At 61.8% G+C, this 25,291-nt stretch carries 20 protein-coding genes and 4 pseudogenes; 20 read left to right on the plus strand and 4 right to left on the minus strand.

All coding sequences use genetic code 11. The features are described 5' to 3' along the window. Positions 1-114 precede the first annotated feature (114 nt). A complete protein-coding gene (locus WS68_RS14380; RefSeq protein WP_059517043.1) occupies positions 115-345 on the plus strand; it encodes a DUF3717 domain-containing protein in 231 nt (76 codons plus the stop codon). Between the two features lie 83 nt (positions 346-428). Here the strand turns inward: WS68_RS14380 and WS68_RS14385 are convergent, their stop codons facing one another. Beyond that, positions 429-734, minus strand: a complete 306-nt coding sequence (locus WS68_RS14385) for a 4a-hydroxytetrahydrobiopterin dehydratase (protein WP_059517897.1) — start codon at positions 732-734, stop codon at positions 429-431. An 82-nt stretch (positions 735-816) separates the two neighbouring features. Further along, positions 817-1,707, minus strand: coding sequence for a phenylalanine 4-monooxygenase (gene phhA, locus WS68_RS14390; protein WP_059571450.1), 891 nt, complete (start codon positions 1,705-1,707; stop codon positions 817-819). 149 nt (positions 1,708-1,856) lie between these two features. Here phhA and WS68_RS14395 point away from each other — a divergent pair, with 149 nt between their 5' ends. Continuing rightward, positions 1,857-2,348 (plus strand): Lrp/AsnC family transcriptional regulator, encoded by a 492-nt coding sequence (locus WS68_RS14395; RefSeq protein ID WP_059517039.1) that lies wholly within the window; start codon positions 1,857-1,859, stop codon positions 2,346-2,348. A 168-nt stretch (positions 2,349-2,516) separates the two neighbouring features. Here the strand turns inward: WS68_RS14395 and WS68_RS14400 are convergent, their stop codons facing one another. Together WS68_RS14400 and WS68_RS14405 are read right to left on the minus strand one after the other, a co-directional pair. Continuing rightward, positions 2,517-3,047: a class IV adenylate cyclase gene (locus tag WS68_RS14400; protein WP_059571451.1), complete on the minus strand. Its 531-nt coding sequence runs from the start codon at positions 3,045-3,047 to the stop codon at positions 2,517-2,519. A 269-nt stretch (positions 3,048-3,316) separates the two neighbouring features. After that, the gene (locus WS68_RS14405) at positions 3,317-4,216 is read right to left on the minus strand and encodes a LysR family transcriptional regulator (protein WP_059571452.1); all 900 of its coding nucleotides are present in this window, start codon (positions 4,214-4,216) and stop codon (positions 3,317-3,319) included. Between the two features lie 148 nt (positions 4,217-4,364). On the opposite strand from WS68_RS14405, the gene WS68_RS14410 reads away from it, so the two are divergent. From WS68_RS14410 to atpB, 18 genes and pseudogenes are all read left to right on the plus strand, one after another. Further along, positions 4,365-5,888, plus strand: a complete 1,524-nt coding sequence (locus tag WS68_RS14410; protein WP_059571576.1) for a CoA-acylating methylmalonate-semialdehyde dehydrogenase — start codon at positions 4,365-4,367, stop codon at positions 5,886-5,888. A gap of 158 nt (positions 5,889-6,046) precedes the next feature. After that, the gene (locus WS68_RS14415) at positions 6,047-7,738 is read left to right on the plus strand and encodes a GMC family oxidoreductase (protein ID WP_059571453.1); all 1,692 of its coding nucleotides are present in this window, start codon (positions 6,047-6,049) and stop codon (positions 7,736-7,738) included. Between the two features lie 353 nt (positions 7,739-8,091). Continuing rightward, positions 8,092-8,871, plus strand: a complete 780-nt coding sequence (locus tag WS68_RS14420; protein WP_059571454.1) for an ABC transporter ATP-binding protein — start codon at positions 8,092-8,094, stop codon at positions 8,869-8,871. Further along, positions 8,868-9,623, plus strand: a complete 756-nt coding sequence (locus WS68_RS14425) for an ABC transporter ATP-binding protein (RefSeq protein WP_059571455.1) — start codon at positions 8,868-8,870, stop codon at positions 9,621-9,623. The genes WS68_RS14420 and WS68_RS14425 overlap by 4 nt, the downstream gene beginning before the upstream one ends. 108 nt (positions 9,624-9,731) lie before the next feature. Next, positions 9,732-10,928 carry an ABC transporter substrate-binding protein gene (locus tag WS68_RS14430; protein WP_059571456.1) on the plus strand — a complete coding sequence of 399 codons (1,197 nt, stop codon included), beginning with the start codon at positions 9,732-9,734 and terminating at the stop codon, positions 10,926-10,928. Between the two features lie 46 nt (positions 10,929-10,974). Further along, the gene (locus WS68_RS14435) at positions 10,975-11,859 is read left to right on the plus strand and encodes a branched-chain amino acid ABC transporter permease (protein ID WP_059571457.1); all 885 of its coding nucleotides are present in this window, start codon (positions 10,975-10,977) and stop codon (positions 11,857-11,859) included. Next, positions 11,859-12,833, plus strand: coding sequence for a branched-chain amino acid ABC transporter permease (locus WS68_RS14440; RefSeq protein WP_059571577.1), 975 nt, complete (start codon positions 11,859-11,861; stop codon positions 12,831-12,833). Before WS68_RS14435 ends, WS68_RS14440 begins: the two co-directional genes overlap by 1 nt. Before the next feature lie 304 nt (positions 12,834-13,137). Further along, positions 13,138-14,291: pseudogene (locus WS68_RS14445) on the plus strand (ABC transporter substrate-binding protein). A 200-nt stretch (positions 14,292-14,491) separates the two neighbouring features. Further along, positions 14,492-15,506, plus strand: a pseudogene (locus WS68_RS14450) (branched-chain amino acid ABC transporter permease). Between the two features lie 19 nt (positions 15,507-15,525). Beyond that, a pseudogene (locus WS68_RS26225) lies at positions 15,526-17,233 on the plus strand (branched-chain amino acid ABC transporter ATP-binding protein/permease). A 19-nt stretch (positions 17,234-17,252) separates the two neighbouring features. Beyond that, a pseudogene (locus WS68_RS14470) lies at positions 17,253-17,810 on the plus strand (ATP-binding cassette domain-containing protein). Between the two features lie 144 nt (positions 17,811-17,954). Further along, a complete protein-coding gene (gene mnmG, locus WS68_RS14475; RefSeq protein WP_059571462.1) occupies positions 17,955-19,928 on the plus strand; it encodes a tRNA uridine-5-carboxymethylaminomethyl(34) synthesis enzyme MnmG in 1,974 nt (657 codons plus the stop codon). Next, positions 19,925-20,617 carry a 16S rRNA (guanine(527)-N(7))-methyltransferase RsmG gene (rsmG, locus tag WS68_RS14480; RefSeq protein WP_059571463.1) on the plus strand — a complete coding sequence of 231 codons (693 nt, stop codon included), beginning with the start codon at positions 19,925-19,927 and terminating at the stop codon, positions 20,615-20,617. Before mnmG ends, rsmG begins: the two co-directional genes overlap by 4 nt. Positions 20,618-20,671: 54 nt before the next feature. Further along, positions 20,672-21,442, plus strand: coding sequence for a ParA family protein (locus WS68_RS14485; RefSeq protein ID WP_059517010.1), 771 nt, complete (start codon positions 20,672-20,674; stop codon positions 21,440-21,442). Between the two features lie 34 nt (positions 21,443-21,476). Continuing rightward, positions 21,477-22,367, plus strand: coding sequence for a ParB/RepB/Spo0J family partition protein (locus tag WS68_RS14490; RefSeq protein WP_059571464.1), 891 nt, complete (start codon positions 21,477-21,479; stop codon positions 22,365-22,367). A gap of 8 nt (positions 22,368-22,375) precedes the next feature. Continuing rightward, positions 22,376-23,518: an SLC13 family permease gene (locus tag WS68_RS14495; protein ID WP_059571465.1), complete on the plus strand. Its 1,143-nt coding sequence runs from the start codon at positions 22,376-22,378 to the stop codon at positions 23,516-23,518. Positions 23,519-23,782: 264 nt separating this feature from the next. Continuing rightward, complete coding sequence (locus WS68_RS14500; RefSeq protein WP_059571466.1) at positions 23,783-24,313, plus strand: ATP synthase subunit I; 531 nt, start codon at positions 23,783-23,785, stop codon at positions 24,311-24,313. 113 nt (positions 24,314-24,426) lie between these two features. Then, a complete protein-coding gene (gene atpB, locus WS68_RS14505; protein WP_059571467.1) occupies positions 24,427-25,278 on the plus strand; it encodes a F0F1 ATP synthase subunit A in 852 nt (283 codons plus the stop codon). Positions 25,279-25,291 lie beyond the last annotated feature (13 nt).

Below are 25,291 nucleotides of genomic sequence, written 5' to 3' on the forward strand. Positions count from 1 at the left end.
GCTCAAGTACAATGGGTTGGCGGTTCAGGCACGCAAGGCAGCACGACGCCATTTCCACGAAAAAACGTCGCATGCGGGCCGGTAAGCGGAGCCGCCAGCTACGAATCCTCGATCATGTCCGATATTTCGATTCACGAACTCGAAGCCGCGATCAATTTCTGGCGTATCCGCTCGCCGTCGAGCGGCGACGAACTCGAACTCTGCAAAGAGGCCAGCGCGCTTTCCAAACCGTATGCGCTGCTGATTGTACAGCGCCAAAGTGCGCTGCGACTGGAGGGATTGGACCCTAAAGCGCGCAGTGCTTGGGAATCTTACGTCCGCCTTAAAAACAGTTTGGAAAGCTGAAGGCTTTCGCTTCATTCAGCATAGAAAACGCTGGTTGAAAGCGTTACGTTGACGAACCGGCTTTCGAAACTCCATTCGGATTATTACGCAGTCTTTGCGTGCCGGCCCGCTTCCTCGATGAAATGCGCGAGCTTGATGTCGCGTTCGGTGAGGCCGTGCGCGTCGTGCGTCGACAGCGTGATATCGACCTGGTTGTAGACGTTGAACCATTCGGGATGATGGTCCATTTCCTGCGCCTTGATTGCCACGCGCGTCATGAAACCGAATGCCTCGTTGAAATCGGCGAAGCGGAAACTGCGCTGGATCGCATCGCGGCCGGGAACGGCCACCCAATGAGGCAGGTTTTCCAGTTGCGTCTTGCGTTCTTCCGATGTCAGCTTGTGAACCATTTTTCTTACCTCGTCCGGTGGCGGCGCAGCCGCGCGCGGTCGCGCGACGGGCACCGTACCGGCCATTCTTTCATATTTGCGCTCAAGCGTCCGGGTCCGTGGCCCAACCTTCTCCCGTACCGCGTGTAATGACGCGGTCGCTGTCGAGTATCGCGCCCGCCGGATGCTCGGGTGCGCCGGCGAGCCGGGCGGCAAGATCGGGCGCGTTCATGCCGGCAAGCGCGAAGAGCTGAGCGAAGTCGTCGATCACGAAGTATGTCTTTTGGAACGTGTCGATTCGGTAACGGGTTCGCATCACGCGCTCGAGATCGAAGCCGAGCCGGTTCGGCGCGGCGCTCTCCAGGCTGTAGCGCGTCTCGCCGCTGCTCGACACGATGCCCGCGCCGTAGATGCGCAAGGTGCGGTCGCCCGCGTTACGGATCAGGCCGAACTCGACCGTGTACCAGTAGAGGCGCGCAAGCAGCGTAAGCGCGAAGGGATCGTCGGCGGCTGCAAGCGCGATGCGCCCGTATGCGTGCATGTAGTCGGCGAAGACCGGATCGATGAGAAGCGGGACGTGACCGAATAGGTCATGAAAGCAGTCCGGTTCTTGCAGGTAGTCGAGCTGGTCCGCGCGGCGCATCCACCAAGTCACCGGAAAGCGGCGGTTTGCGAGGTGCTCGAAGAACACGCGGTCCGGCACGAGGCCCGGCACCGCGATGATTTCCCAGCCGGTCGCGGGCTTCAGCGCGCGGTTGATGTCGGCGAACAGGGGCACCCGGTCGGCGGGCAAATTTATGCGAGCGAGGCCGTTGACGAAGGCATTGCACGCGCGATCGCGAAGGAGCGCGGCCTGACGCGCGTGGAGTTGCCGCCATACCGCGTGATCGGCCTGGCCGTAGCGATCGAATGGCTGGTCGATCGTGAAATCGGCGCGGGTTTCGAGACCTGCGTCGAACTGTTCCTTAAGCTTCGCGGTGACGGCGGTGGACATGATGGGCGCTGACCTTGCATCGGTTTCTTCGGTTTCGATAGATGCAAGTGTAGAGCGGCCTATGCGCGGATTGGGCGCAAAATTTTTGGATTTCCGATATTAAATGCAATAATCACGCATTGAATCATAAATTCTCGCGGAGAATTTTCATGGTGGATCTCGATCATTTCGATTTGGCGTTGCTCGCCGTATTGCAGCGCTTCGGCCGGGCGACGCATCAGCAGCTCGGCGAGGAAGTGCCGCTGTCGCCGTCGCAGATCGGGCGGCGGCTGCAGCGGCTGGAGGCGACGGGCGTGATCGACGGCTATCGGGTCGTGTTGCGGCCCGAAAAGCTCGGGCTCGGCGTTACCGCGTTCACGAGCCTGAAGCTCAAACATCACGGCGACTCGATCATCGAGCAGTTTCAGCAGCAGATCGACGTGTTGCCCGAAGTGCTCGAGTGCCATGCGGTGGTGGGCGATGCCGATTATCTGTTACGGATCGTCGCGCCGGATCTGAATGCGCTGTCGTCGTTCGTCATGAAGAAGCTGATGCGGGTGCCGGGCGTCGACAGCGTGCGTTCGAACATCGTATTGACGACGTTCAAGCGCAACGGGCCGCTGCCGCTAAGTCATCTGGAATCGGGCGCGCCTGCGGCATGACGCGAAGCGGCCGCGCCGGCGCGGTATGCCATGCGCGGCGGCATGGCCGATCATGCGCTGCTTCGCGCGATGTATTCGCCGCGTGGCGCGCTTGCGTTCCTCCGCCACGCCACTGCTGGCGGCAGCCGGCGGCTTGCCGCACATGCGCGAGCCGTTCGCGATAACGCATTACGCGGGTGTTTTGGTTTGCGCGTTGAGCAGATCGACATAAGCGAGCGCGACGAGATCGTCGCTTGGCACGCCGAGCTTTTCGAACACCGCGTGCGCTTCCGCGTGGCCGCCTTCCTCGTCGTCATCGGGCGCGAGCACTACTTCGAGTTCGACGAAATCGCCGAGGCCGTCGACGCGATCGAGATGAATCCGCGTGCGGCCCGCCAAATAGACGTGCCGCTCTTTCGTCACGATGCCGCGCGTGGTCAGCGCGGTCGCGAGCAGCGAGTGCATCGCATCCGGGTTGGTCACCGGGCTGCGTGTGTAGTACGACGCCTTCGGTCCGTCCTGATCGTCGCGCTGGTAGAAGATCAATTCGGCGGGTGTGCCGTCTTCGAAGCGGCGCAGTTTCAGGCGGCCGCGCGGGACGTCATAGAAGAAATCCTGCTGGCGGTAGAAAAGCGGTGCGTCGGGCGCGAGTGCGGCGGCGCGTTCGCGGATCTGCTCGAATTCGCGCGCGCGGGCTTTGATCTCGATGTTGCGGGCCATGCGTGTCTCCTTCTGGGAAAGGCATTTGCGGGTCCGGACGAACCATCCAGAACCCTCATTCTATCGGTGGGCGGCAGCGGGAGCGCGAAAGCGATTGCAAGCGCGTCGCGCGCCCGTGCGCAGCTGCCCGGCGGATATCCGGCGGCAGCGCATTTGCAGGCAGGGCTGTCGAGGTTGCTTGTCTCTTCAGGCCCTCGTGTCGCGCCGTTTGGCGGGATGTCTTGCCGCCGCGTCGCGCAACGGCGTTCCGCCAGTGGCGCGAACCGGCGCTAAACCGCCCACTGTTCGTCGACAAGCCGCAACGCGGCCGCAATTGCCGGCTCGTCGCATCGTTCGGCAAGCGCGACGAACGTGAGCTCGGCCGGCACCGATACGTGCTCGACGATCGCCAATGCATGCGCGTGCGCTTCGCGCAACGCAACCGAATCGCGCGCGAGCGACAGCCCTACGCCTGATTTGACGAGATCGAGCATCGATGTTTCTTGATCGACTTCAGCCACTTTGACGGGTTGCACGCCCGCGTCGGCGAAGCGGCGCGAGAGCAGCCGATGGTGCGCGGACGCCGGGGGCGTCCAGATCCACGGCAGCGCGGCAAGCTCGCGCCACGAGCGCGTGCGCTGCACACGTTCCTTCCAACCGGCGGGTGCAAGCACGCGGTAGCGGAATTGCGTGAGCGTCAGCGTATGGAAGCGCCCGGCTTCACGCGGATCGTCCTCGTCAGGCCGGCCAATGTAGTAGCCGACGTCGAGTTCGCGGGCGCGGACCTGATCGAGCACCCAGCCGGACATGCCGTGCCGCAACGCGGTTTCGATCTGCGGATAGGCTTCGACGAGCCGTTTCAGAAAGCCGCCGAGCCGCAGGAATTCGGGATCGAGAATCGAGCCGATCCGCAACCGGCCGCGCACCTCGTGCTTGAGCGCGGAGGCAGCACGCGCGACGTCGGCGGCGGCGTCGAGCGCGCGCTCCGCATGCGGCAGCAGCGCCTGGCCGTCGCGCGTAAGCACAAGCCCGCGTGATGTCCGCTCGAACAGCGTGATGCCGAGCGCATCCTGCAGATTCTTGATTTGCAGGCTGACGGCGGGCTGCGTCAGGTGCAGCCGGGCGGCGGCGCGCGTCAGATTGCCTTCGCGCGCAACCGCGACGAAGGCGCGAAGCAGTATCAGATCCATCGAGCAATATTAGCGCGGCTTATATTGCATTTGAGGATAACTCATTGGATCGAGAGCGGCTGCCGCGGGTACGCTTCGTCTTTGAAGCATGCGCTTGCGTGCAGAGCGCAAGCCGAGCAAACGGAACGAACGGAGAACGGAGGAAGACATGACAAGCAGCCCCGCGAACGAGGCACGTGTGCGCGCGTTGACGCATTTCATCGGCGGCCGTGCGGTCGACGGCGCGAGCGATCGCTACAGCGACGTGTTCAACCCGGCCCTTGGCATGGTGACGGCGCGCACGCCGCTCGCGAGCGCGGCCGAAGTGGACGCCGCCGTCGCCGCCGCGCGCGCCGCGTTCGCTGCCTGGAGCGAGACGTCGCCGCTCAAGCGCGCACGCGTGATGTTCAAGTTCAAGGAGCTGCTCGAACGCCATCACGACGAGCTTGCCGAGCTGATCAGCCGCGAGCACGGCAAGGTTTTTTCGGACGCGCATGGCGAAGTGATGCGCGGTATCGAGGTGGTTGAATTCGCTTGCGGGATGCCGAATCTGCTGAAAACCGATTTCACCGATCAGATCGGCGGCGGGATCGACAACTGGAACCTGCGTCAGCCGCTTGGCGTCGTTGCCGGCATCACGCCGTTCAATTTTCCGATGATGGTGCCGTGCTGGATGTTCCCGATCGCGATCGCATGCGGCAACACATTCGTGCTCAAACCGTCGGAGCGCGACCCGTCGGCGTCGGTGCGGCTCGCCGAGCTGCTGAAGGAAGCGGGGCTGCCCGACGGGGTGTTCAACGTCGTGCATGGCGACAAGACGGCCGTCGACGCGCTGATCGCGCATCCGGATGTCGTTGCGTTGTCGTTTGTCGGATCGACGCCGATTGCCGAGTACATCCATGCGGAAGCTTCCCGGCGCGGCAAGCGCGTGCAGGCGCTCGGCGGTGCGAAGAATCATCTCGTCGTGATGCCGGATGCGGACCTCGAGCAAGCGGTCGATGCGCTCGTCGGTGCCGCGTATGGATCGGCGGGTGAGCGCTGCATGGCGATTTCGGTCGCGGTGGCGGTGGGCGGCGTGGCGGATGCGCTCGTCGCCAAGCTTGCCGAGCGCGCGAAGGCGCTGAAGATCGGCAACGGCATGGACGCGGGCGTCGAAATGGGTCCGCTCGTGACGGCCGCGCATCGTGCGAAAGTGGCCGCATACATCGACGCGGGCGTGGCCGAGGGGGCAACGCTGGTGGTGGACGGGCGAGGGCATGTCGTCGACGGTTACGAGCACGGCTTTTTCCTCGGCGGTACGCTGTTCGATCAGGTCAAGACCGACATGTCGATCTATCGCGAGGAAATCTTCGGGCCGGTGCTCGCGGTCGTGCGGGTGCCGGATTTCGCGAGCGCGGTGGCGCTGATCAACGCGCACGAGTTCGCGAACGGCGTGTCGTGCTTCACGTCCGACGGCGGCGTCGCGCGCGCGTTCGCGCGGCAAATTCAGGTCGGGATGGTCGGCATCAACGTGCCGATTCCGGTGCCGATGGCCTGGCATTCGTTCGGCGGCTGGAAGCGCTCGCTGTTCGGCGATCACCACGCTTACGGCGAAGAGGGCGTGCGTTTCTACACGCGCTACAAGAGCGTGATGCAGCGCTGGCCGGACAGCATCGCGAAGGGCGCGGAGTTCACGATGCCGGTGGCGAAGTGACGCCGACGTGATTGGCACGATGCCGCGCGGCGCCCGAACGGGCGCCGCGCGGTCTATGCTTGAGCGGCACGTGCCGCCGTGCGCCGCGCAATACGGAGACGGTGGTTCGCGCAAGCCCGCCGCACCGAAAACCCGATCAGAATCGAGGAGACACGACGATGGTGGCAGAACGCACGCCCGAGGGCGAATTCGATTACGTGATCGTCGGTGCGGGCACCGCGGGCTGCGTGCTTGCGAGCCGGCTCAGCGAGGAGCGTGACGTGTCGGTGCTGCTGATCGAGGCGGGCGGCAACGACGATTACCGGTGGATTCACATTCCCGTCGGCTATTTGTACTGCATCGGCAATCCGCGCACCGACTGGCGCTACAAGACCGAGCCCGAAGCGGGACTGAACGGCCGCGCGCTGTCGTATCCGCGCGGGCGCGTGCTCGGCGGCTCGTCATCGATCAACGGGATGATCTACATGCGCGGCCAGCGCGACGACTACGACGGCTGGGCGCGTGCGACGGGCGATGACGGCTGGTCGTGGAACGCGGTACTGCCGATCTTCAAGCGCAGCGAGGATCATCACGCGGGCGCGAGTGACGCGCACGGCGCGGGCGGTCCGTGGCGCGTCGAAAAACAGCGGCTGCGCTGGGAGATTCTCGAGGCGTTCTCGCAAGCGGCGCAGCAGACCGGTATCTCGGCGACCGACGATTTCAATCGTGGCGACAATGCCGGTGTTGGTTATTTCGAAGTCAACCAGAAGCGCGGTGTGCGCTGGAACGCATCGAAGGCGTTTCTGCGCCCGGCACTCGCGCGGCCGAATCTCACCGTAGTAACGGGCGCGCGGGCCGAGCGGCTCGTGTTCGACGCACGCCGCTGCGTGGGCGTCCAATACCGTCGCGACGACGGTTCGCGCTGTGTCGCGCGCGCGCGCGCGGAAGTGCTGCTTGCGTCGGGCGCGGTCAATTCGCCGCAGTTGCTCGAGCTTTCCGGCATCGGCGACGGCGAGCGGCTGCACGCGCTCGGCATCGAAGTCATGCACGCGCTGCGCGGTGTCGGCGAAAATCTTCAGGATCACTTGCAATTGCGCATGGCGTTTCGCGTGCGCGGGGTGCGCACGCTGAACACGCTCGCCGCGCATTGGTGGGGCAAGCTGATGATCGCCGCGCAATATGCGTTGACGAAAAGCGGGCCGATGTCGATGGCGCCGTCGCAATTGGGCGCGTTCGCGAAATCGGACCAGCATGACCCGGCGCTCACGCGGCCCGATCTCGAGTATCACGTGCAACCGTTGTCGCTCGAGCGCTTCGGTGAGCCACTGCATCGCTTCAATGCGTTCACTGCGTCGGTCTGTCATCTGCGGCCGACCTCGCGCGGCAGCATTCACGCGGTGTCGCCGGACCCAGCCCGCGCGCCGGCAATCGCACCGAATTATTTGTCGACCGACCATGACCGCCGCGTTGCCGCGAATGCGCTGCGGCTGACGCGCAGGATCGCGGCCGCGCCTGCGCTCGCGCGGTATGCGCCCGAGGAAATCTTGCCGGGCGCGCATTATCAGAGTGAAGAGCAACTGATCGAAGCGGCCGGCGCGGTCGGCACGACGATTTTTCATCCGGTGGGCACATGCCGGATGGGCCGCGCCGACGATCCGGACGCCGTCGTCGACAGCCGCTTGCGCGTGCGGGGGGTGACGGGGCTGCGGGTCGTCGATGCGTCGGTGATGCCGGCAATCACGTCGGGCAACACGAATTCGCCGACGCTGATGATCGCGGAGCGCGCAAGCGACATGATCCGCGCGGATCGCCGCGGCGTAGCGCAGCGCGATGATGCGATGACATGGCCCGAAACCGCGACGCCGATTTGAAAACGGCGTGATCCGCCGTTGAAATCCTCGGCCAATAAAAAATCGTCAATAAAATGCAATAAAAAATCGGCTGAGGGTTAACCCAAAAGCGCGGGTGGCGCATTCGGTAAAACGCACGCGGCGCGCGGCTGGGCGGGCATTGACGATTGCCGCACCCTATAAGTGCAAATCCCAATGAATGCACTGCACCAACGGCGCGACAATGACACGCATTCCGAATCCGCGGCTTGCTTCGAGGAGACCAGTCTCGATGCAACACATCAAGCTCGGGGGCAGACTCATACCCGCTGAACGCTTCGTGGCCGTTTGAGCGATATCGCCCGGCGCTTCGCCTCAATTCGCAGGAAGGGAACATGATTCTCGGCGACACGATTCTCGAAACGCGGGAACTCACGAAGGAATTCAAAGGCTTCGTTGCCGTCAACGGCGTGAACCTGCGCGTGCGGCGAGGCTCGATCCATGCGCTGATCGGACCGAACGGCGCGGGCAAGACCACGTGCTTCAATCTCCTGACCAAATTCCTGAAGCCCACCGCGGGCCAGATCGTCTACAACGGCATCGATATCACCGACGAGCGCCCCGCGCAGATCGCGCGGCGTGGCGTGATCCGTTCGTTTCAGATTTCCGCGGTGTTTCCGCATCTGAGCGCCCTGCAGAACGTGCGGATCGGCCTGCAGCGCTCGCTCGGCACGGCATTCCATTTCTGGTGCAGCGAGCGCTCGCTCAGGCAACTCGACGATCGTGCGATGGATCTGCTCACGCAGGTCGGCCTGTCCGATTTCGCGCATGTGCCGACGGTCGAGCTTGCATATGGCCGCAAGCGCGCACTCGAAATCGCGACGACGCTCGCGATGGAGCCCGAACTGATGCTGCTCGACGAGCCGACGCAGGGGATGGGACACGAAGATGTCGATCGCGTGACGGCGCTCATCAAGAAGGTCGCGAGCGGCCGCACGATTCTGATGGTCGAGCACAACATGAACGTGATCGCGGGCATCTCCGATACGATCACGGTCCTGCAGCGCGGCGAGGTGCTTGCCGAAGGCACGTATGCGGAGGTGTCGAAGAATCCGCTCGTGGTCGAGGCGTACATGGGCAGTACCGACGCGGCGCTGGCGGGAGCGCACGCATGAATCACAGCGAACGGGAAGAGCGGGCGCTGAAGAGCGCCGGGGACGGCGCGCCTGCGCTCGACATCGCGGGGCTCGAGGCGTGGTATGGCGAATCGCACATTCTGCACGGCGTCGATCTGACGGTGCGCCGCGGCGAGGTCGTCACGCTGCTCGGCCGCAACGGCGCCGGCCGCACGACGACGCTGCGCGCGATCATGGGCTTGACCGGCAGGCGCAGCGGCTCGATCAAGGTCGCGGGCCACGAGACGATCGGACTGCCGACGCACAAGATCGCGCATCACGGTGTCGGTTATTGCCCGGAGGAGCGCGGCATCTTCTCGAGCCTGTCGTGCGAGGAGAATCTGCTGCTGCCGCCTGTCGTTGGCGCGCGCGCGCATGCGATGTCTGTCGACGATATTTACCGGATGTTTCCAAATCTCGCGGCGCGGCGTGCGAGCCAGGGCACGCGGCTGTCGGGCGGTGAGCAACAAATGCTCGCGATTGCGCGCGTCTTGCGCACGGGCGCGAACCTGTTGCTGCTCGACGAGATTTCCGAGGGGCTCGCGCCTGTCATCGTGCAGACGCTCGCCACGATGATCGTCACCCTGAAGGCGCGCGGCTACACGATCGTGATGGTCGAGCAGAACTTCCGCTTCGCGGCGCCGCTTGCCGACCGCTTTTACGTGATGGAGCACGGGCGCATCGTCGAGCATTTCGGCGCGGCCGAACTCGACGGCAAGATGCCCGTGCTGCACGATCTGCTCGGCATTTAGCGATGGTTCGTATCAAGACGGCTCCGGTGCGGCGCTTGCCGGCCGCACGGGCGGCCCCGATGTGCGGTGCTGGAATTCGATAAAGACAATACCGATCAGGAGACGTGAATGAAATTCAGGACCCTTGCTTACGCGTGTCTGACCGCTGCCGCCGCGTGGTCGGCGCATGCCGTGCATGCCGCGGATACCGTGAAGATCGGCTTCATCACCGATATGTCGGGCCTGTACGCCGATATCGACGGCCAAGGCGGCCTCGAGGCGATCAAGATGGCGGTGGCCGATTTCGGCGGCAAGGTCAACGGCAAGCCGATCGAGCTTGTCTATGCCGATCACCAGAACAAGGCCGATATCGCGGCGTCGAAGGCGCGCGAATGGATCGATCGAGGCGGCGTCGACATGATCGTCGGCGGCACGAACTCGGCGACCGCGTTGTCGACGAACCAGGTCGCGGCGGAAAAGAAGAAGATCTACATCAACATCGGTGCGGGCGCGGACACGCTGACGAACGAGCAGTGCACGCCATACACGATCCACTATGCATACGACACGATGGCGCTCGCCAAAGGCACGGGCTCGACCGTCACGAAGCGCGGCGGCAAGACGTGGTTTTTCCTGACCGCGGATTACGCATTCGGCAAATCGCTTGAGAAGAATACGAGCGATGTCGTCAAAGCGAACGGCGGCCAGGTGCTAGGCGAAGTGCGTCATCCGCTGTCCGCGTCGGATTTTTCGTCGTTCCTGCTGCAGGCGCAGGGCTCGAAGGCGCAGATTCTCGGTCTGGCAAACGCCGGCGGCGACACGGTCAACTCGATCAAGGCGGCCAAGGAGTTCGGCATCACGAAGACGATGAAGCTTGCGGCGCTGCTCGTCTTCATCGACGACATTCACAGCCTCGGCCTCGACACGACGCAAGGTCTCGTGCTCACCGACAGCTGGTACTGGAATCGCGATCAGGCGTCGCGGCAGTGGGCGCAGCGTTACTTCGCGAAAATGAAGAAGATGCCGTCGAGCCTGCAGGCGGCGGATTATTCGGCGGTGACGACGTATCTGAAGGCGGTGCAGGCAGTGGGCTCGACCGATTCGGACAAGGTGATGGCGCAGCTTCGCAAGGCGAAGATCGACGATTTTTACGCGAAAGGCTATGTTCGCACGGACGGCAGCATGATTCACGACATGTATCTGATGGAGGTGAAGAAGCCGTCCGAATCGAAGGAACCTTGGGATTACTACAAGATCCTCGCGACGATTCCGGGCGAGCAGGCGTTCGCGACGAAGCAGGAGACGCGTTGCGCGTTATGGAAATAAGCCATTTCGGCCTGCGGCCACCGACTTCTGACTGACGGCAGATTCGATGAATATCTTCGGCATTCCGGCGTCGGCGATGCTGAGCCAGTTGCTGCTCGGGCTCGTCAACGGCTCGTTCTACGCAATCCTGAGTCTCGGGCTCGCCGTGATTTTCGGGCTTCTGAACGTGATCAACTTCGCGCACGGCGCGCTGTTCATGCTGGGCGCGATGCTCGCCTGGATGGGGCTCGCGTATCTCGGCCTGCCGTACTGGGCGATGCTCGTGCTCGCGCCTGCAATCGTCGGTCTGTTTGGAATCCTGATAGAGCGGTCGATGCTGCGCTGGCTTTATCGGCTCGACCATTTGTATGGTTTGCTGCTGACGTTCGGGCTCACGCTCGTCGTGGAAGGCGTATTCCGCTCGGTCTACGGCTCATCCGGACAGCCTTACGACGTGCCCGAGCTGCTCTCGGGCGCGACGGACCTCGGTTTCATGTTCCTGCCGAATTATCGGGCTTGGGTGGTCGCGGCATCGCTCGCGGTGTGCATCGCAACGTGGTTCGTGATCGAGAAGACGCGGCTTGGCGCGTACCTGCGCGCGGGCACCGAAAACCCCAAGCTTGTCGAGGCGTTCGGCGTCAATGTGCCGTTGATGATCACGCTGACCTACGGCTTTGGCGTCGCGCTTGCCGCATTCGCGGGCGTGCTTGCCGCGCCGGTGATCCAGGTCTCGCCGCTGATGGGGCAGCCCATGATCATCACCGTGTTCGCGGTGGTCGTGATCGGCGGCATGGGCTCGATCCTGGGCTCGATCGTCACGGGCCTGATGCTCGGCGTGATTGAGGGGCTGACGAGGGTGTTCTATCCGGAGGCGTCGGCGACGGTCGTGTTCGTGATCATGGCGATTGTGCTGCTGATCCGGCCGGCGGGCTTGTTCGGCAAGGAAAGATGATGCAGAAAAAAGCGCTCTACGGGCTGTTGTTGGCCGGTCTCGTCGTCGCGCCGCTGATCGGTGCCTATCCGGTGTTCATGATGAAGGTATTGTGCTTCGCGCTGTTCGCCGCGGCCTTCAATCTGTTGATCGGATATACAGGCCTGCTGTCGTTCGGCCATGCGATGTTTCTTGCGACGGCGGGCTATATGACGGGTTATGCGATGCAGTCGCTTCATGCGACGCCCGAACTCGGCGTGCTCGCGGGCATGGCTGCCGCGACGCTGCTCGGCGTCGTGGTGGGCCTGTTCGCGATCAGGCGGCAAGGTATCTATTTCGCGATGATCACGCTCGCGTTCGCGCAGATGGTGTACTTCATCTATCTGCAAGCTCCGTTTACGCATGGCGAGGACGGCCTGCAGGGCGTGCCGCGCGGCCGGCTTTTCGGGCTCGTCGATCTGTCTTCGGATTCGACGCTGTACTACGTCGTGCTCGCCGTCGTCACGTGTGCCTGTGCGTTCATCGTGCGCATCGTCCATTCGCCTTTCGGGCAAGTGCTCGTTGCGATCAAGGAAAACGAGCCGCGCGCGATTTCGCTCGGCTATGACACCGATCGTTTCAAGCTGCTCGCGTTTATCTTATCGGCTGCGCTTGCCGGGCTCGCAGGAGCACTGAAGGTCGTCGTGCTGGGTTTCGAAACGCTTGGTGACGCGTATTGGACGATGTCCGGTCTCGTGGTGCTGATGACGCTCGTCGGCGGCATGGGCACGCTGTTCGGCCCGCTCGTGGGCGCGGCACTGATCGTCGCGCTCGAAGATCGTCTTGGCGACATCGGCGCGTGGCTCGCGTCAGCCACGGGCATCAACTGGTTCCATTCGCTCGGCGAATCCGCGACGATTGTCACCGGCCTCATTTTCATCGCCTGCGTGCTCGCATTCAGGCGTGGGATCGTCGGCGAGGCGATTGTGCGGATACGGCCGCTGCGCTCGTCTTGAAGGGAATCGTGCAGTGCATGAAAATATTTCGGATTCCGATGCAATGGACGGCGCGAACGCCCGTCGGAGTAGGCTTTGACATGCCCTATTTTCGTGCGGCGATGCACCATAGGGGTAAATGCTAGGTTGTCGCATCTAGTGCGCTTGCTTTAATCTTCGTCTCAGTTCTGATGCACCGCGAAACGAATTTGCAGGTGGAGAACGAGGAGACATTCGAGGCATAGACTGCCCGACCCGAAGCGCTGTTGGATTCCGTCCAACAGCGCTTTTTTATTGCGCGTTTCGCAGTGCAATGAAGTCCATCATGAAGATGGAGCGCTGGATGCAAATCGCGCTCGCAATCGGCTGCGTCGCAGGCGTCACGTTGGTGCAAGCGCAAGTAAAGATCGGCGTCACGGTGTCGGCAACGGGCGCTGCCGCGTCGCTCGGCATTCCTGAGAAGAATACGGCTGCGTTGTTGCCGAAGGAGATCGGCGGCAAGCGCGTCGGATACATCGTGCCCGACGGCGCATCCGATACGAATCGCGCGGTGCAGAACGCACGCAAACCGATCGACGAGGAGCACGTCGATGTGATTGTCGGCTCGACGATTACGCCGAATTCGCTCGCGCTGATCGATGTCGTCGCGCAGGGCAAGACGCCGATGATTTCGCTTGCCGCCAGCGCGCAGATCATTGGGCCAATGGATACGAAGCGCGCATGGGTTTTCAAGACGCCGCAAAACGGCCGGTTGATGGCCGATTCGCTCGCGAACTACATGGCTAAGCGTGGTGTGAAGACGGTGGGCTTCATCGGTTTCGCGAATGCTTACGGCGATGGCTGATCCAACGTGTTCAGCGCGGCCGCGGCGGCAAATGGAATCGGGATTGTCGCGAACGAGCGCTATAACCGCACCGATACCTCAATAACGGGGCAGGTGCTGAAGACACTCGCCGTCCATCCCGGCGCCGTGCTGATCGCCGGCGCGGGCACACTGGCTTCGCTGCCCGCCAAGACGCTGAAAGAGCGCGGCTATTCGGGCAGGATCTATCAGGCGCATGGCATCGCGAACAATGATTTTCTCCGCGTTTGTGGCGAGGATTGCGACGTGCAACTGTTGCCAGCAGGCCCGGTGCTCGTCGCCGATCAGCTTCCTAATTCGAACCCGGCAAAGCGGGCTGCGTTTGCGTACAAGGCTGCATACGAGCGCGCATACGGAGCGGGAGCCGTGTCGACCTTCGGTGGCCACGTTTGGGACGCGGGCCTGATGCTGGAGCGGGCGATTTCCGATGCGTTGAAGAACGCGCAACCGGGCACGCAGGCATTTCGCGATGCGCTGCGCGCGGCACTCGAAGATATTCGGAATCTGCCGGTGCCGCGCGTGATCAATACGACGTCCGCCGATCACAACGGCTTCGACACGCGTGCCCGTGTGACGTCCAGATTGTCTGCGACAAGTGGAAGTTGCACGCGGATTGACTGTCGCCGGCATTGCCTGGCTCGGATGAGCTGGGCTGCACGACTCACCGATGGCGCGGGCCGGTGCGATCAGTGCAGATACCGGCAGATACGAGGCAGTGTGCCGAGAACAGTTTAGTTGCATGTGAATGCATGAGCCGGTGGCCGCGCGTCTGCCGGGTGGCGGTTTTCGTCGACGCACGTCCAACCGGAGAAGCCAGATGGATTTCTCTATCGCGGCGGTATTGCACAGGACCGAGGCACGACCGGCGCAGTCTATGCGCTGCTGTCATTTGCGCTCGTACTCGTTTTTTCCGTGACGCGCGCGATCTTCATCCCGCAGGGCAAATTCGTCACCTATGGCGCGCTGACACTCGCGACGTTCCAAGCGCGGAAGTTTCCGGCAACCCGTTGGCTACTGCTCGTCGCGGAGATTGCCTGTTTTCCGCTCGAAGCGGGCGAGCTGATTCATTATCCGCGCGCGCCGCCATCGACTCGGCCGCGCGCTGACGGCGCTTGCAGGCTGCTATGTTGCCGCTCGCGATCTACGCGCTGACGTCGAGCGTCGCGTTGCAGCAGCTGCCGATGCCGGCCCAGATCGCGCTCACGCTCGCGATCGTCGTGCCGCTCGGGCCGTTCGTCTACCGGCTCGTCTATCAGCCGATCGCTAAGGAAACGACGCCGCTGCTGATTGTGTCGGTGGCCGTGCATTTCGCGATGGTCGGGTTCGGACTCGTGATGTTCGGCGCTAAAGGCTCGCGCACGACGCCATTCTCCGATGCCGCACTCGCATTGGGCCATGCATCTGTTTCGATGCAAAGTCTTTGGGTGACTGGCGCCGCGCTCTATCTGTATTTTGAGCACACGCTGCTCGGTAAGGCGTTGCGTGACGGCGCTCAACCGTGTCGGCGTGCGTCTCGTTGGCATTGGCGCGGCCCAAGCTGGGCAGCGGGCCTTCACCGTTCGCCGCGGCGCTCAGCGCGTTGTCGGGCGTGCTTGTCGGACCGTTGGCGACGATTTATTACGATTCGGGTTTTCTGATCGGCTTGAAAGGCTTTGTGGGCGCGATCGTCGGAGGGCTCGTCAATGGTTCGCTGGGCGGCGGCCAGTGCGCCGCTCGTCGGCGTGCTCGAGGCGTATTCGTCGTTCTGGGCGAGCGCCTATAAGGAGACCATCGTTTTCACGTTGATCGTGCCGGTACCGTGGTGGCGCAGTTTGACCGGCGCACAGGCATAAGACGGCGGGGCATGATGCGATGAAGCCGATCTTGTGCAATCGTGCGTTCTGGCTGTTTCTCGCCGTGCTGATCACGCCGCCTGTTCTGCCGGGCGTCGCGCGCGTTCCCCAATACTGGATCATGCCGTTGAACTATATCGGGCGCTCTATGCGCTCGTTGCGATCGGACTCGTGTTGCCGACAGCAGGCATCGGCGCAATGACAAGCTTTGGGGCAGGCGGCATTCGCCGGCATCGGTGCGTATACGACGGCATACCTGACGACGCAAGGGCACACGTCGCCCGTGGCTTGGTTTGGCCGCGCTCGTCGCGTTTGCGGCGCTCGTCGCGCTTGTGCTCGGCGTCGTCACGATGCGGCTGTCCGGCCATTTTCTGCCGCTCGGAACGATTGCTTGGGGGGTGCACTGTTTTTTCTGTTCGGTAATCTCGGCTGGCTCGGCAAATACGATGGCATCAACGGCATTCCTTCGTTCACGCTGTCCGGCTGGCCGCTCGATACGAGCCGCGGCTTTTTTATTACCTGATCTGGGGCGTCGTGCGTGCGGCAATCGTGCCGATCCCCAATCTGCTGAACAGCAGGCCTGGCAGGCAATCCGCGCGCTGCCGGACGGTGGCGCGATGGCCGGGGCGATGGGTGTGAGCGTCGGGTGGATGCGGGTGAGATCTTTGTCTACGCGGCGGCGCTGGCATCGATTTCGGGCTTTTTGTATGCGCATCTGCAGCGTGCAGTTAATCCGGATGCCATTCGGTTTGAATCACGGGATCGAATATTTCTTTATGGCAGTGGTGGGTGGCATTGCGTATGTGTGGGGGTGGTACTGGGCGCGGCAATCGTCATGGTGTTGCAGGACGCTTTGCAGACGCTGCTGCCGAGCCTGCTCGGTGTGGAAGGCAACTTCGAGACATCGTGTTCGGCGCATTGATGATGGTGCCGCTGCAATACGCGGGGCGGGTGTTTGGCCGTTCGTCGCGCGCCTTTTGCCGTGCGGGCCGGCTGGACGAGCGCCGGATCACGGACCGCTGCTGCCGAAGCGGGGCTTGCCGCGACCCGGCGAGACGTTGTTCGCCGTCGATGGCGCATACAAGCAGTTCGGTGGGCTGGTCGCGGTAGGCGACGTGAGCTTCGAGGTGCGTGCGTCGCAGATTGTCGGGTTGATCGGCCCGAACGGGGCGACGGGTTGGGTTCTCGTGAAATCGTCCATCGGAGTATTGGCCGTATGTTCCAGCACGTCAATTTGCTGCCCGGTATGACCGTGCTGGGCAACGTTGTGCTCGGTGCGCATGGGTGAGGTTCGGCCGGAATCTGGTGCAGCATTGTCGGATTGAACGCGAACGAAAAGGTACAACTAATGGCCGAGGTGGCGACGCAGATTCGGCATGCCGGGTTCGGCTCGCATTTGTATGACGAAGCGGGCGGCCTGGCGTTAGGCCATCAGCGGATTCTTGAAATTGCGCGCGCGCTATGTAGCGATCCGAGATGCTGTTATTGCTCGATGAACCGGCCGCCGGGCTGCGATATCAGGAGAAGCAGCCGTTGGTTGAATTGTTGCGGATGCTGAAAAAAGAAGGTGTAAGCGTGCTGCTTATCGAACACGATATGGATTTCATGATGAATCTGGCCGATCGGCTGGCCGTCATGGATTTCGGTATCCGGATTGCTGAAGGCCCGCCGCAGGAGTCCGACGCGATCCTGCGGTGCAGGAGGTTTATCCCGGCGCAGTAAAATGACGGCGCAAGCAGGCCGTTCGTGCTCGAGGTACAGGATTTGTCGGCATCGTATCGCAAGGTCGAGGTGGTTCGCCGGTGTCGATCAACGTGGGCGCCCGGTAATCGTCGCCGTGATTGGTTCGAACGGCGCGGGCAAATCGACGTTGCTCAATGCGGCGATGGGTATATCGCCGACGGATGGCAATGCGGCCGGCATGATTCGGTACGGTGGGGACGACGTGAGTGCGTGGTCAGTGGAGGAGCGCGTCGTGCGTGGCATGTATCTCGTGCCTGGGAGGCGCGCGCTGATGGGGAAGCCAAATTTGTGGGTGCTCGACGAACCGAGTCTTGGCGTTGCACCGTTGATCGTGAAAGATATGTTCCGAATTATCAGTGCGTTGCGCGAGACGGGCGTCGTAACGCCGGTGGTCGAGCAGAATGCGCGAGCGACCCTGCAAATTTCTGATTACGGCTACGTGCTCGAAACCGGCGAGCAAATATTGAAGATAGCGCAGCCGAGCTTGCAAACAGCCCTTGGGTGATCCAAAACTATTTGGGGCTCGTAAAAAATCCTGTGTGGAAACGGTTCGGCGTATAAAACGGATCACGTGTTTCACGTGAAACACCGCGTTTTTGCTGTTTAGCCATCCGCACGAGCGTCGGGCCAAAAGCGAACCCGCTATAATTCCGCCCATACATTTCTCTGATAGGTTCGCGCGTCGTTCTGCGCGCGAAGTCCGCAATGCTTTATCCAACTGAATTTGACGTCATCATCGTCGGCGGTGGCCATGCTGGTACGGAAGCTGCTCTGGCTTCCGCGCGCATGGGCGCAAAGACGCTATTGTTGACGCATAACATCGAAACCCTTGGGCAGATGAGCTGCAATCCGTCGATCGGCGGGATTGGTAAAGGGCATCTGGTCAAGGAAGTCGATGCGCTGGGTGGTGCGATGGCCGCCGCAACCGACGAAAGCGGCATCCAGTTTCGGATTCTCAATTCATCGAAAGGGCCGGCGGTTCGTGCCACGCGGGCGCAGGCCGATCGACTGCTATACAAGCAGGCGATTCGTCGACGACTCGAAAATCAGCCGAATCTATGGCTATTTCAGCAGGCGGTCGATGACCTGATGGTCGAAGGGGATCGGGTGATCGGTGCGGTTACGCAAGTCGGCGTGCGTTTTCGCGCTCGTGCGGTCGTGTTAACGGCAGGTACATTCCTGGATGGCAAGATTCATGTCGGTCTCAATAATTACACCGGCGGACGCGCGGGTGATCCGGCGGCAGTTTCGCTGTCCGGACGCCTCAAGGAGCTAAAGCTGCCGCAGGGGCGGCTGAAGACCGGGACGCCGCCGCGCATCGATGGCCGCACGATCGATTTTTCGAAACTCGAAGAACAGCCAGGCGATCTTGATCCGATTCCGGTGTTCTCGTTTCTCGGTCGTGCGGAACAACATCCGCAGCAATTGCCTTGCTGGGTTACCCATACGAACGAACGTACCCACGACATCATTCGTAGTGGCCTCGATCGGTCGCCGATGTATACCGGCGTGATTGAAGGGGTTGGCCCGCGTTATTGCCCATCGATCGAGGACAAGATTCACCGTTTTGCGTCAAAAGAAGCGCATCAGATTTTTCTCGAACCGGAAGGGTTGACGACGAACGAGTTCTATCCAAATGGAATTTCGACCAGCCTGCCGTTCGATGTGCAGTTGGATCTCGTGCACTCCATGCGCGGCTTGGAGCAGGCGCATATCCTGCGCCCAGGCTATGCAATCGAGTATGACTATTTTGATCCGCGTGCGCTGAAGGCATCGCTCGAAACGAAAGCGATTCAAGGGCTATTTTTTGCGGGCCAAATCAATGGCACGACGGGCTACGAAGAGGCTGCTGCGCAGGGATTGCTGGCGGGCGTCAATGCAGGTCGCTACGCTCAGGAAAAAGATGCATGGTGCTCGCGCCGCGATGAGGCTTATCTCGGTGTGCTTGTCGATGACTTGGTAACTCGTGGTGTGTCCGAGCCGTACCGCATGTTTACGAGCCGCGCCGAGTACCGGCTGAGTTTGCGCGAGGATAACGCCGACATGCGACTGACCGAAATCGGACGTGAACTGGGAATTGTCGACGACGCTCGCTGGGATGCGTTCAATCGGAAGCGCGATGCTGTTTCACGTGAAACCGAGCGGCTGCGCACGACATGGGTAACGCCAAAGACTTTGCCTGCTGACGAAGCTACAGCGCTGCTGGGCAAGCCAATCGAGCACGAATACAGCCTCGCGGAGCTGCTGCGCCGGCCGGGCGTTAGCTACGAAGGCGTTTGCGGATTGCGTGGTGGCGAATGTGGCCCGGCCGAGCCGCTGGCGGACGATAAGATTCTGCTCGAGCAAATCAAGGAGCAAGTCGAAATCGGTATCAAATACCAAGGCTATATCGAGCGTCAGGCTGGCGAGATCGAACGCAACGGTGCCCATGAAAATACCCGTTTGCCAGAAGGGATCGACTACGCGGAAGTGCGAGGGTTGTCGTTTGAGGCGCGTCAGAAACTGAATCAATTCCGTCCGGAAACGATCGGCCAGGCATCGCGAATCTCGGGTATTACGCCCGCCGCAATTTCTTTGCTGATGGTTCATCTGAAGCGCGGGCTTGGCCGGCGTAAGCTCGCCGAGGCCGCGACGAACACTGGCACGGCGGCCGATAATACGGCGGCGCAGCAGCAATGACGGTGCAACATCGTCAGAACCCGAATGCCAGCCGGGAAACACTGGAAGCGCTGCTGTCCAATGGAGCGAATGCGCTGGGCGTTGCATTGAGCGATGCGCAACGCAATGCGCTGCTCAACTACGTGGAACTGCTTGCGAAGTGGAACGCGGTCTATAACCTGACCGCGATCCGCGACCCGCGCCAGATGCTGATTCAGCACATTCTGGATTCGCTGTCGATCGTCCCGTATGTCGGCACGCGTGCGTCATCGAGCGTGCTCGACGTTGGCTCCGGCGGCGGTTTGCCGGGAATTGTGCTTGCGATCGCGTTGCCCGAATGGCAGGTGACGTTGAACGATATCGTCCACAAGAAATCCGCTTTCCAGACGCAGGCGAAGGCCGAATTGAAGCTCGGCAATCTGTCGGTCGTAACAGGGCGGGTCGAGACGTTGCAGCCCGGCAAGGCGATTCCAGGAAAATTCGATGTGATCGTGTCGCGAGCATTCGCGGACTTGGCAGACTTCGTTACACTGGCCCGGCACTTGGTTGCGCCGGGCGGCTCGATTTGGGCGATGAAGGGCGTTCATCCCGAAGATGAGATAAGCCGCTTGCCAGCTGGCGCGCGCGTCAAGCAGGTAATTCGCCTGACGGTTCCGTTGCTCGATGCGCAGCGGCATCTAATCGAAGTCGAACTCGACGAAGCAATTTAACCGGCGCGAGAGAGCGTCCGGCTCATTTGAAGAAGAGAAAGGAACACACCAACGATGGCAAAAATCTTCTGCGTGGCGAACCAGAAGGGCGGTGTTGGCAAGACGACGACGACGGTCAATCTCGCCGCGAGCCTCGCGGCGCAGGAGCAGCGCGTGCTGCTGATCGATCTGGATCCGCAGGGCAATGCCACGATGGGAAGCGGCATCGACAAGGCCGAGTGCGAGTCGACGGTCTACGAGGTGCTGGTGGACGGTGTCACGGTGGCGGATGCGCGCGTGCGTCCGGAAGCGGTGAAGTACGACGTGTTGCCGGCGAATCGAGAGTTGGCCGGTGCGGAGATCGAGCTTGTCGGAATCGAAAATCGCGAGCGCCAATTGAGAGCCGCGCTCGAGAAAGTCGCCAACGACTACGATTTCGTTTTGATTGATTGTCCGCCGGCGTTGTCGCTGCTGACGCTGAATGGCTTGTGCGCGGCGCACGGTGTGGTGATTCCGATGCAGTGTGAATATTTTGCGCTAGAGGGGCTGTCTGACCTCGTCAATACGATCAAGCAGGTGCATGCGAACCTGAATCGCGATCTGAAGGTAATCGGCTTGCTCCGCGTGATGTTCGATCCGCGCATCACGCTGCAACAGCAGGTCTCCGATCAATTGAAGGCGCATTTCGGCGACAAAGTGTTCGATGCGGTGATTCCACGCAATGTTCGCCTTGCCGAGGCGCCCAGTTACGGGCTGCCCGGCGTGGTGTTCGATCGCGCGTCGCGTGGCGCACAGGCATATATCCAGTTCGGCGCCGAAATGATTGAGCGGGTGCGGGCGCTTTGAGCGGGTCCCTGGACGAGAATCGAGGTAACGGAACATGAATGCGGTAGCAAAGAAAAAGGGTCTGGGGCGCGGCCTAGAAGCGTTGCTTGGCGGCAGTGCCGATATCACCGAAGCGGTGAAGATCGAAGGTGCGCCGAGCGTGCTCGCGCTCGGCAAGCTGCAAGCAGGCAAATACCAGCCGCGGACCCGAATGGACGAGGGGAGCTTGCAGGAGCTGGCCGCGAGCATTCGCGCGCAGGGCGTAATGCAGCCGATCCTGGTGCGGCCCATTTCATCAGACAAATACGAGATCATCGCCGGAGAGCGGCGTTTTCGTGCGGCGCGGTTGGCGGGCCTCGACGAAGTGCCGGTTCTCGTGAAGGACGTGTCCGATCAGGCCGCCGCGGCGATGGCGCTGATCGAGAATATTCAGCGCGAAGATCTGAACCCGCTCGAAGAAGCGCAGGGCATTCAACGTTTGCTCGACGAATTCGGTTTCACGCACGAGCAGGCGGCAGAATCGGTAGGGCGTTCGCGCAGCGCGGTGTCGAACCTGCTGCGCTTGCTGAATCTCGCAGCGCCCGTGCAGACGATGCTGCTGGCGGGCGATCTCGACATGGGACACGCGCGCGCGCTGCTGGCTGTCGATGCGGCGACGCAGATCACGCTTGCGCATCAGGTTGTCAATAAGCGGCTGTCGGTACGCGAGACGGAAAAGCTTGTCGCGCAAATCACGAAGGCCGAGCCGGCCGTGAAGGCGCGCGCAAAGGACGACGGCGGCCGGGATACGCGGCGTCTCGAAGAGGAGCTGTCGGATCTGCTTGCGTCGAGTGTGAAGATTAAGCTGGGGCGCCGTGGGCGCGGGCAGGTGACGATCGATTTCGGCGATCTTGACGCGCTCGAAGGCATACTCGTGCGGCTGCGCGGCAACGTGACTGCCGCATAACGACCGACGTGTCGAATCTGGCCAGTAACAGGCGCACGGCGCGTATCGCCGCGCTCATTGCCTTCATTGCGCGCGAACCGGTGCCGTCGATACTCGTCGCTGCGGCGATCGTGTTGCAGTTCGTTCATCCGCAATCGGCGGATACGCTCGTTCGGCTCGTCGATTGGCAGACTGTCGCGACACTTGCCGGGTTGCTGATGCTGACAAAGGCGCTTGAGCTGTCGGGTGTCCTGATGTGGATCGCACATCGAATCGTGCATCGCGTGCGTTCGGAGCGCGGGCTTGCCGTGTTGCTCGTCGTGTTTGCCGCAGCGTTATCGAGTTGGCTCACCAATGATGTCGCGCTCTTTGTCGTGATTCCGTTGGTCATGTCGCTGCGTGAGCTGACGCCGCTGCCATTCAAGCGGCTGGTGATTCATATCGCGCTTGCGGTGAATGCAGGCGCAGTCGCAACGCCGCTCGGCAATCCGCAAAACCTTTTTCTGTGGCAATTGAGCGGCGTCTCGTTCGGCCGCTTCGTGATCGAGCTCGGGCCACTTGCGGCCGCGCTGATGGCGCTGCTGCTTGTATTGACCGCATGTTCGTTCAAGCGCCGCACGCTCGATTTATCGAAGGATCGAGTGGTAAGCCTCGTCAATCGTCCACTGGCATTTGCGGCGGCTGTCGCATTCGCCGGCTTCGTGTCGTTGGCCGACAGCCACCATGCGATTGCCGGATTGATTGCCGTCGCCGTGATGCTGCTGTTCGTATGTCGCGACGCGGTATTGAAAATCGACTGGCTGTTGTTGATGATCTTCGTGCTGATGTTCATCGTGCTGCGCGGCGCGGCGGCGCTGCCCGTTGTTCATCGGACAATCGAGAGCATCGGCCTCGATTCGCCGCTGCGCGTATACGCCGCCGGCGCGTTGCTATCGCAAGGCATCAGCAATGTGCCGGCGGCGATCGTGCTATCCGAATTCACGCGCGATTGGCGTGCGCTGGCGTTCGGCGTGAGTGTCGGCGGGTTCGGTATCGCGATCGGCTCGCTTGCGAATCTGATCGCGATCCGGCTGTCGCGTGCGCCACGCATGTGGTTGCCGTTTCATCTCGTGAGCATCCCGTTCGGTCTTGTGAGCGTGGCGGTGGGAGCGCTCGTGCTGCGTTATGTCTGAGCTTGCAAAACTTGGCAGTGAGATTGGCGCGCGGGCCGTTTGACTGTCTGCTCGAACCAGAAAGTCCCGTCGCACGGCAAGTTGCTGTATCCCGAGATCGCGGAAGTTACCGCATCATGAAGCGCTGTTTCACGCGGTTTTTGTCGCGTCTAAAGTCTTGAATCGCCTGCAACTATCGCTTACAATCGCCCGGATTTGTTAGTAAGGCACCCCTGAAAGTTAGCGGAAAGCTTTGGGGCGACGACGGACTTAGCGGAGTTTGCGATGGCGAGTCAGGCGCCGGATCAAAGGCATGACGATCATCAGCGCGCGCCGCGCACCGCTCCGGCGACTGGCGAGCGACGCAAGCTCGACGGTGACGACTGGGATGCCGAGCAGCAAGATAACAATATCGTTCCGCTCACGCGGGCCGAAGCGCAAGCGCTTTTCGGAACCGAAGTGAGCCGGCCATCGCGCGTTACGCCCAGCCGGGTGGTGATCGCGCAAATGGTCCTGTCCCTGGTTGCAACGCTGGCGTGGTGGCTGTTTTCGAAGTCGCCGGGCGCTGCTGCGCAGTCGGCTCTGTTGGGCGGAGCGATCGGCTGGGTGCCGAGTGCGTTGTTCGCAGCACGTTTAAGGCTGGCTGGCGCCGGCTCGGTGATGGGTTGGATGTCCGGCGAGGCGCTCAAGCTCGGCGTGACGATTGCGATGTTCGTTGCGGTTGCGCTCGAATATCCCAGCGTGCATTGGACGGCGCTGCTCGTCACGTATTTCGTCGTACTGAAAACGTACTGGCTCGCGCTGGCCTGGCGGTAAAGAACAAGTAGTGCGCGGATTTGACTCGTATTCGCGCCGGCGTGTTCCCGTAATGAACTATTGCGGGAATGCGCAAAAAACGATTTTCGACAATTTGGGTGGCATTAACGACTATGGCAGCTAGCGAAGGCACGCGTGCTCCGGATCCGTCCGAGTACATTGCGCACCACTTGCAGAATTTTTCCACCACGCATCAGACGTCGATCTTCGACATTCATGTCTGGAATATCGACACGCTGTTCTGGTCGATCGTCTGTGGTCTCGTGACCATCATCCTGCTGCGCCTCGCCGCTCGCAAGGCGACTTCCGGCGTGCCGGGCCGCTTCCAATGCTTGATCGAAATGATCGTCGAAATGGTCGAAGACCAGTCGAAGGCGGTCGTTCACGGCAACCGTACCTTCATCGCACCGCTCGCACTGACCGTGTTCGTGTGGGTCTTCCTGATGAACTCCCTCGATTTCCTTCCCGTCGATCTGCCGGGCCGCGTGATCGGCTGGCTGGGCCTGTCGGGCGTGATTTCCCACCATCGCATCGTCCCCACGGCCGACCTGAACGGTACGCTCGGCATCGCGCTCGGCGTGTTCTTCCTGATGCTGTACTACAACATCAAGATCAAGGGCGCGGGCGGCTTCGTGCACGAGTTGCTGTCGGCGCCGTTCGGCGCGCACCCGCTGCTGTGGATTCCGAACCTCGCGCTCAATATCGTCGAATTCGTTGCCAAGACCGTGTCGCTCGGCATGCGGCTGTTCGGCAACATGTACGCAGGTGAGCTGGTGTTCTTGCTGATCGCCCTGCTCGGCAGCATGTGGAGCTTCGGCGGCGACGCAACGTTCCTCGGCTTTATCGGCCACGTGATCGCGGGCAGTGTCTGGGCAATCTTCCACATCCTGATTGTTCTGTTGCAGGCATTCATCTTCATGATGCTGACGCTGGTGTATCTCGGCCAGGCACACGACGCGCACTAAACTGCGCGCTGGG

The organism is Burkholderia sp. TSV86 (assembly GCF_001522865.1).
Taxonomy (GTDB): domain Bacteria; phylum Pseudomonadota; class Gammaproteobacteria; order Burkholderiales; family Burkholderiaceae; genus Burkholderia.

What these genes read in the sequence shown, in the direction of transcription:
- WS68_RS14405 (WP_059571452.1), bottom strand. Translation starts at nt 4,216, where the DNA reads ATGGATCTGATACTGCTTCGCGCCTTCGTCGCGGTTGCGCGCGAAGGC.
- WS68_RS14410 (WP_059571576.1), top strand. Translation starts at nt 4,365, where the DNA reads ATGACAAGCAGCCCCGCGAACGAGGCACGTGTGCGCGCGTTGACGCAT.
- mnmG (WP_059571462.1), top strand. Translation starts at nt 17,955, where the DNA reads ATGCTTTATCCAACTGAATTTGACGTCATCATCGTCGGCGGTGGCCAT.
- WS68_RS14380 (WP_059517043.1), top strand. Translation starts at nt 115, where the DNA reads ATGTCCGATATTTCGATTCACGAACTCGAAGCCGCGATCAATTTCTGG.
- atpB (WP_059571467.1), top strand. Translation starts at nt 24,427, where the DNA reads ATGGCAGCTAGCGAAGGCACGCGTGCTCCGGATCCGTCCGAGTACATT.
- rsmG (WP_059571463.1), top strand. Translation starts at nt 19,925, where the DNA reads ATGACGGTGCAACATCGTCAGAACCCGAATGCCAGCCGGGAAACACTG.
- WS68_RS14400 (WP_059571451.1), bottom strand. Translation starts at nt 3,047, where the DNA reads ATGGCCCGCAACATCGAGATCAAAGCCCGCGCGCGCGAATTCGAGCAG.
- phhA (WP_059571450.1), bottom strand. Translation starts at nt 1,707, where the DNA reads ATGTCCACCGCCGTCACCGCGAAGCTTAAGGAACAGTTCGACGCAGGT.
- WS68_RS14415 (WP_059571453.1), top strand. Translation starts at nt 6,047, where the DNA reads ATGGTGGCAGAACGCACGCCCGAGGGCGAATTCGATTACGTGATCGTC.
- WS68_RS14395 (WP_059517039.1), top strand. Translation starts at nt 1,857, where the DNA reads ATGGTGGATCTCGATCATTTCGATTTGGCGTTGCTCGCCGTATTGCAG.
- WS68_RS14490 (WP_059571464.1), top strand. Translation starts at nt 21,477, where the DNA reads ATGAATGCGGTAGCAAAGAAAAAGGGTCTGGGGCGCGGCCTAGAAGCG.
- WS68_RS14500 (WP_059571466.1), top strand. Translation starts at nt 23,783, where the DNA reads ATGGCGAGTCAGGCGCCGGATCAAAGGCATGACGATCATCAGCGCGCG.
- WS68_RS14385 (WP_059517897.1), bottom strand. Translation starts at nt 734, where the DNA reads ATGGTTCACAAGCTGACATCGGAAGAACGCAAGACGCAACTGGAAAAC.
- WS68_RS14435 (WP_059571457.1), top strand. Translation starts at nt 10,975, where the DNA reads ATGAATATCTTCGGCATTCCGGCGTCGGCGATGCTGAGCCAGTTGCTG.
- WS68_RS14425 (WP_059571455.1), top strand. Translation starts at nt 8,868, where the DNA reads ATGAATCACAGCGAACGGGAAGAGCGGGCGCTGAAGAGCGCCGGGGAC.
- WS68_RS14420 (WP_059571454.1), top strand. Translation starts at nt 8,092, where the DNA reads ATGATTCTCGGCGACACGATTCTCGAAACGCGGGAACTCACGAAGGAA.
- WS68_RS14430 (WP_059571456.1), top strand. Translation starts at nt 9,732, where the DNA reads ATGAAATTCAGGACCCTTGCTTACGCGTGTCTGACCGCTGCCGCCGCG.
- WS68_RS14485 (WP_059517010.1), top strand. Translation starts at nt 20,672, where the DNA reads ATGGCAAAAATCTTCTGCGTGGCGAACCAGAAGGGCGGTGTTGGCAAG.
- WS68_RS14440 (WP_059571577.1), top strand. Translation starts at nt 11,859, where the DNA reads ATGCAGAAAAAAGCGCTCTACGGGCTGTTGTTGGCCGGTCTCGTCGTC.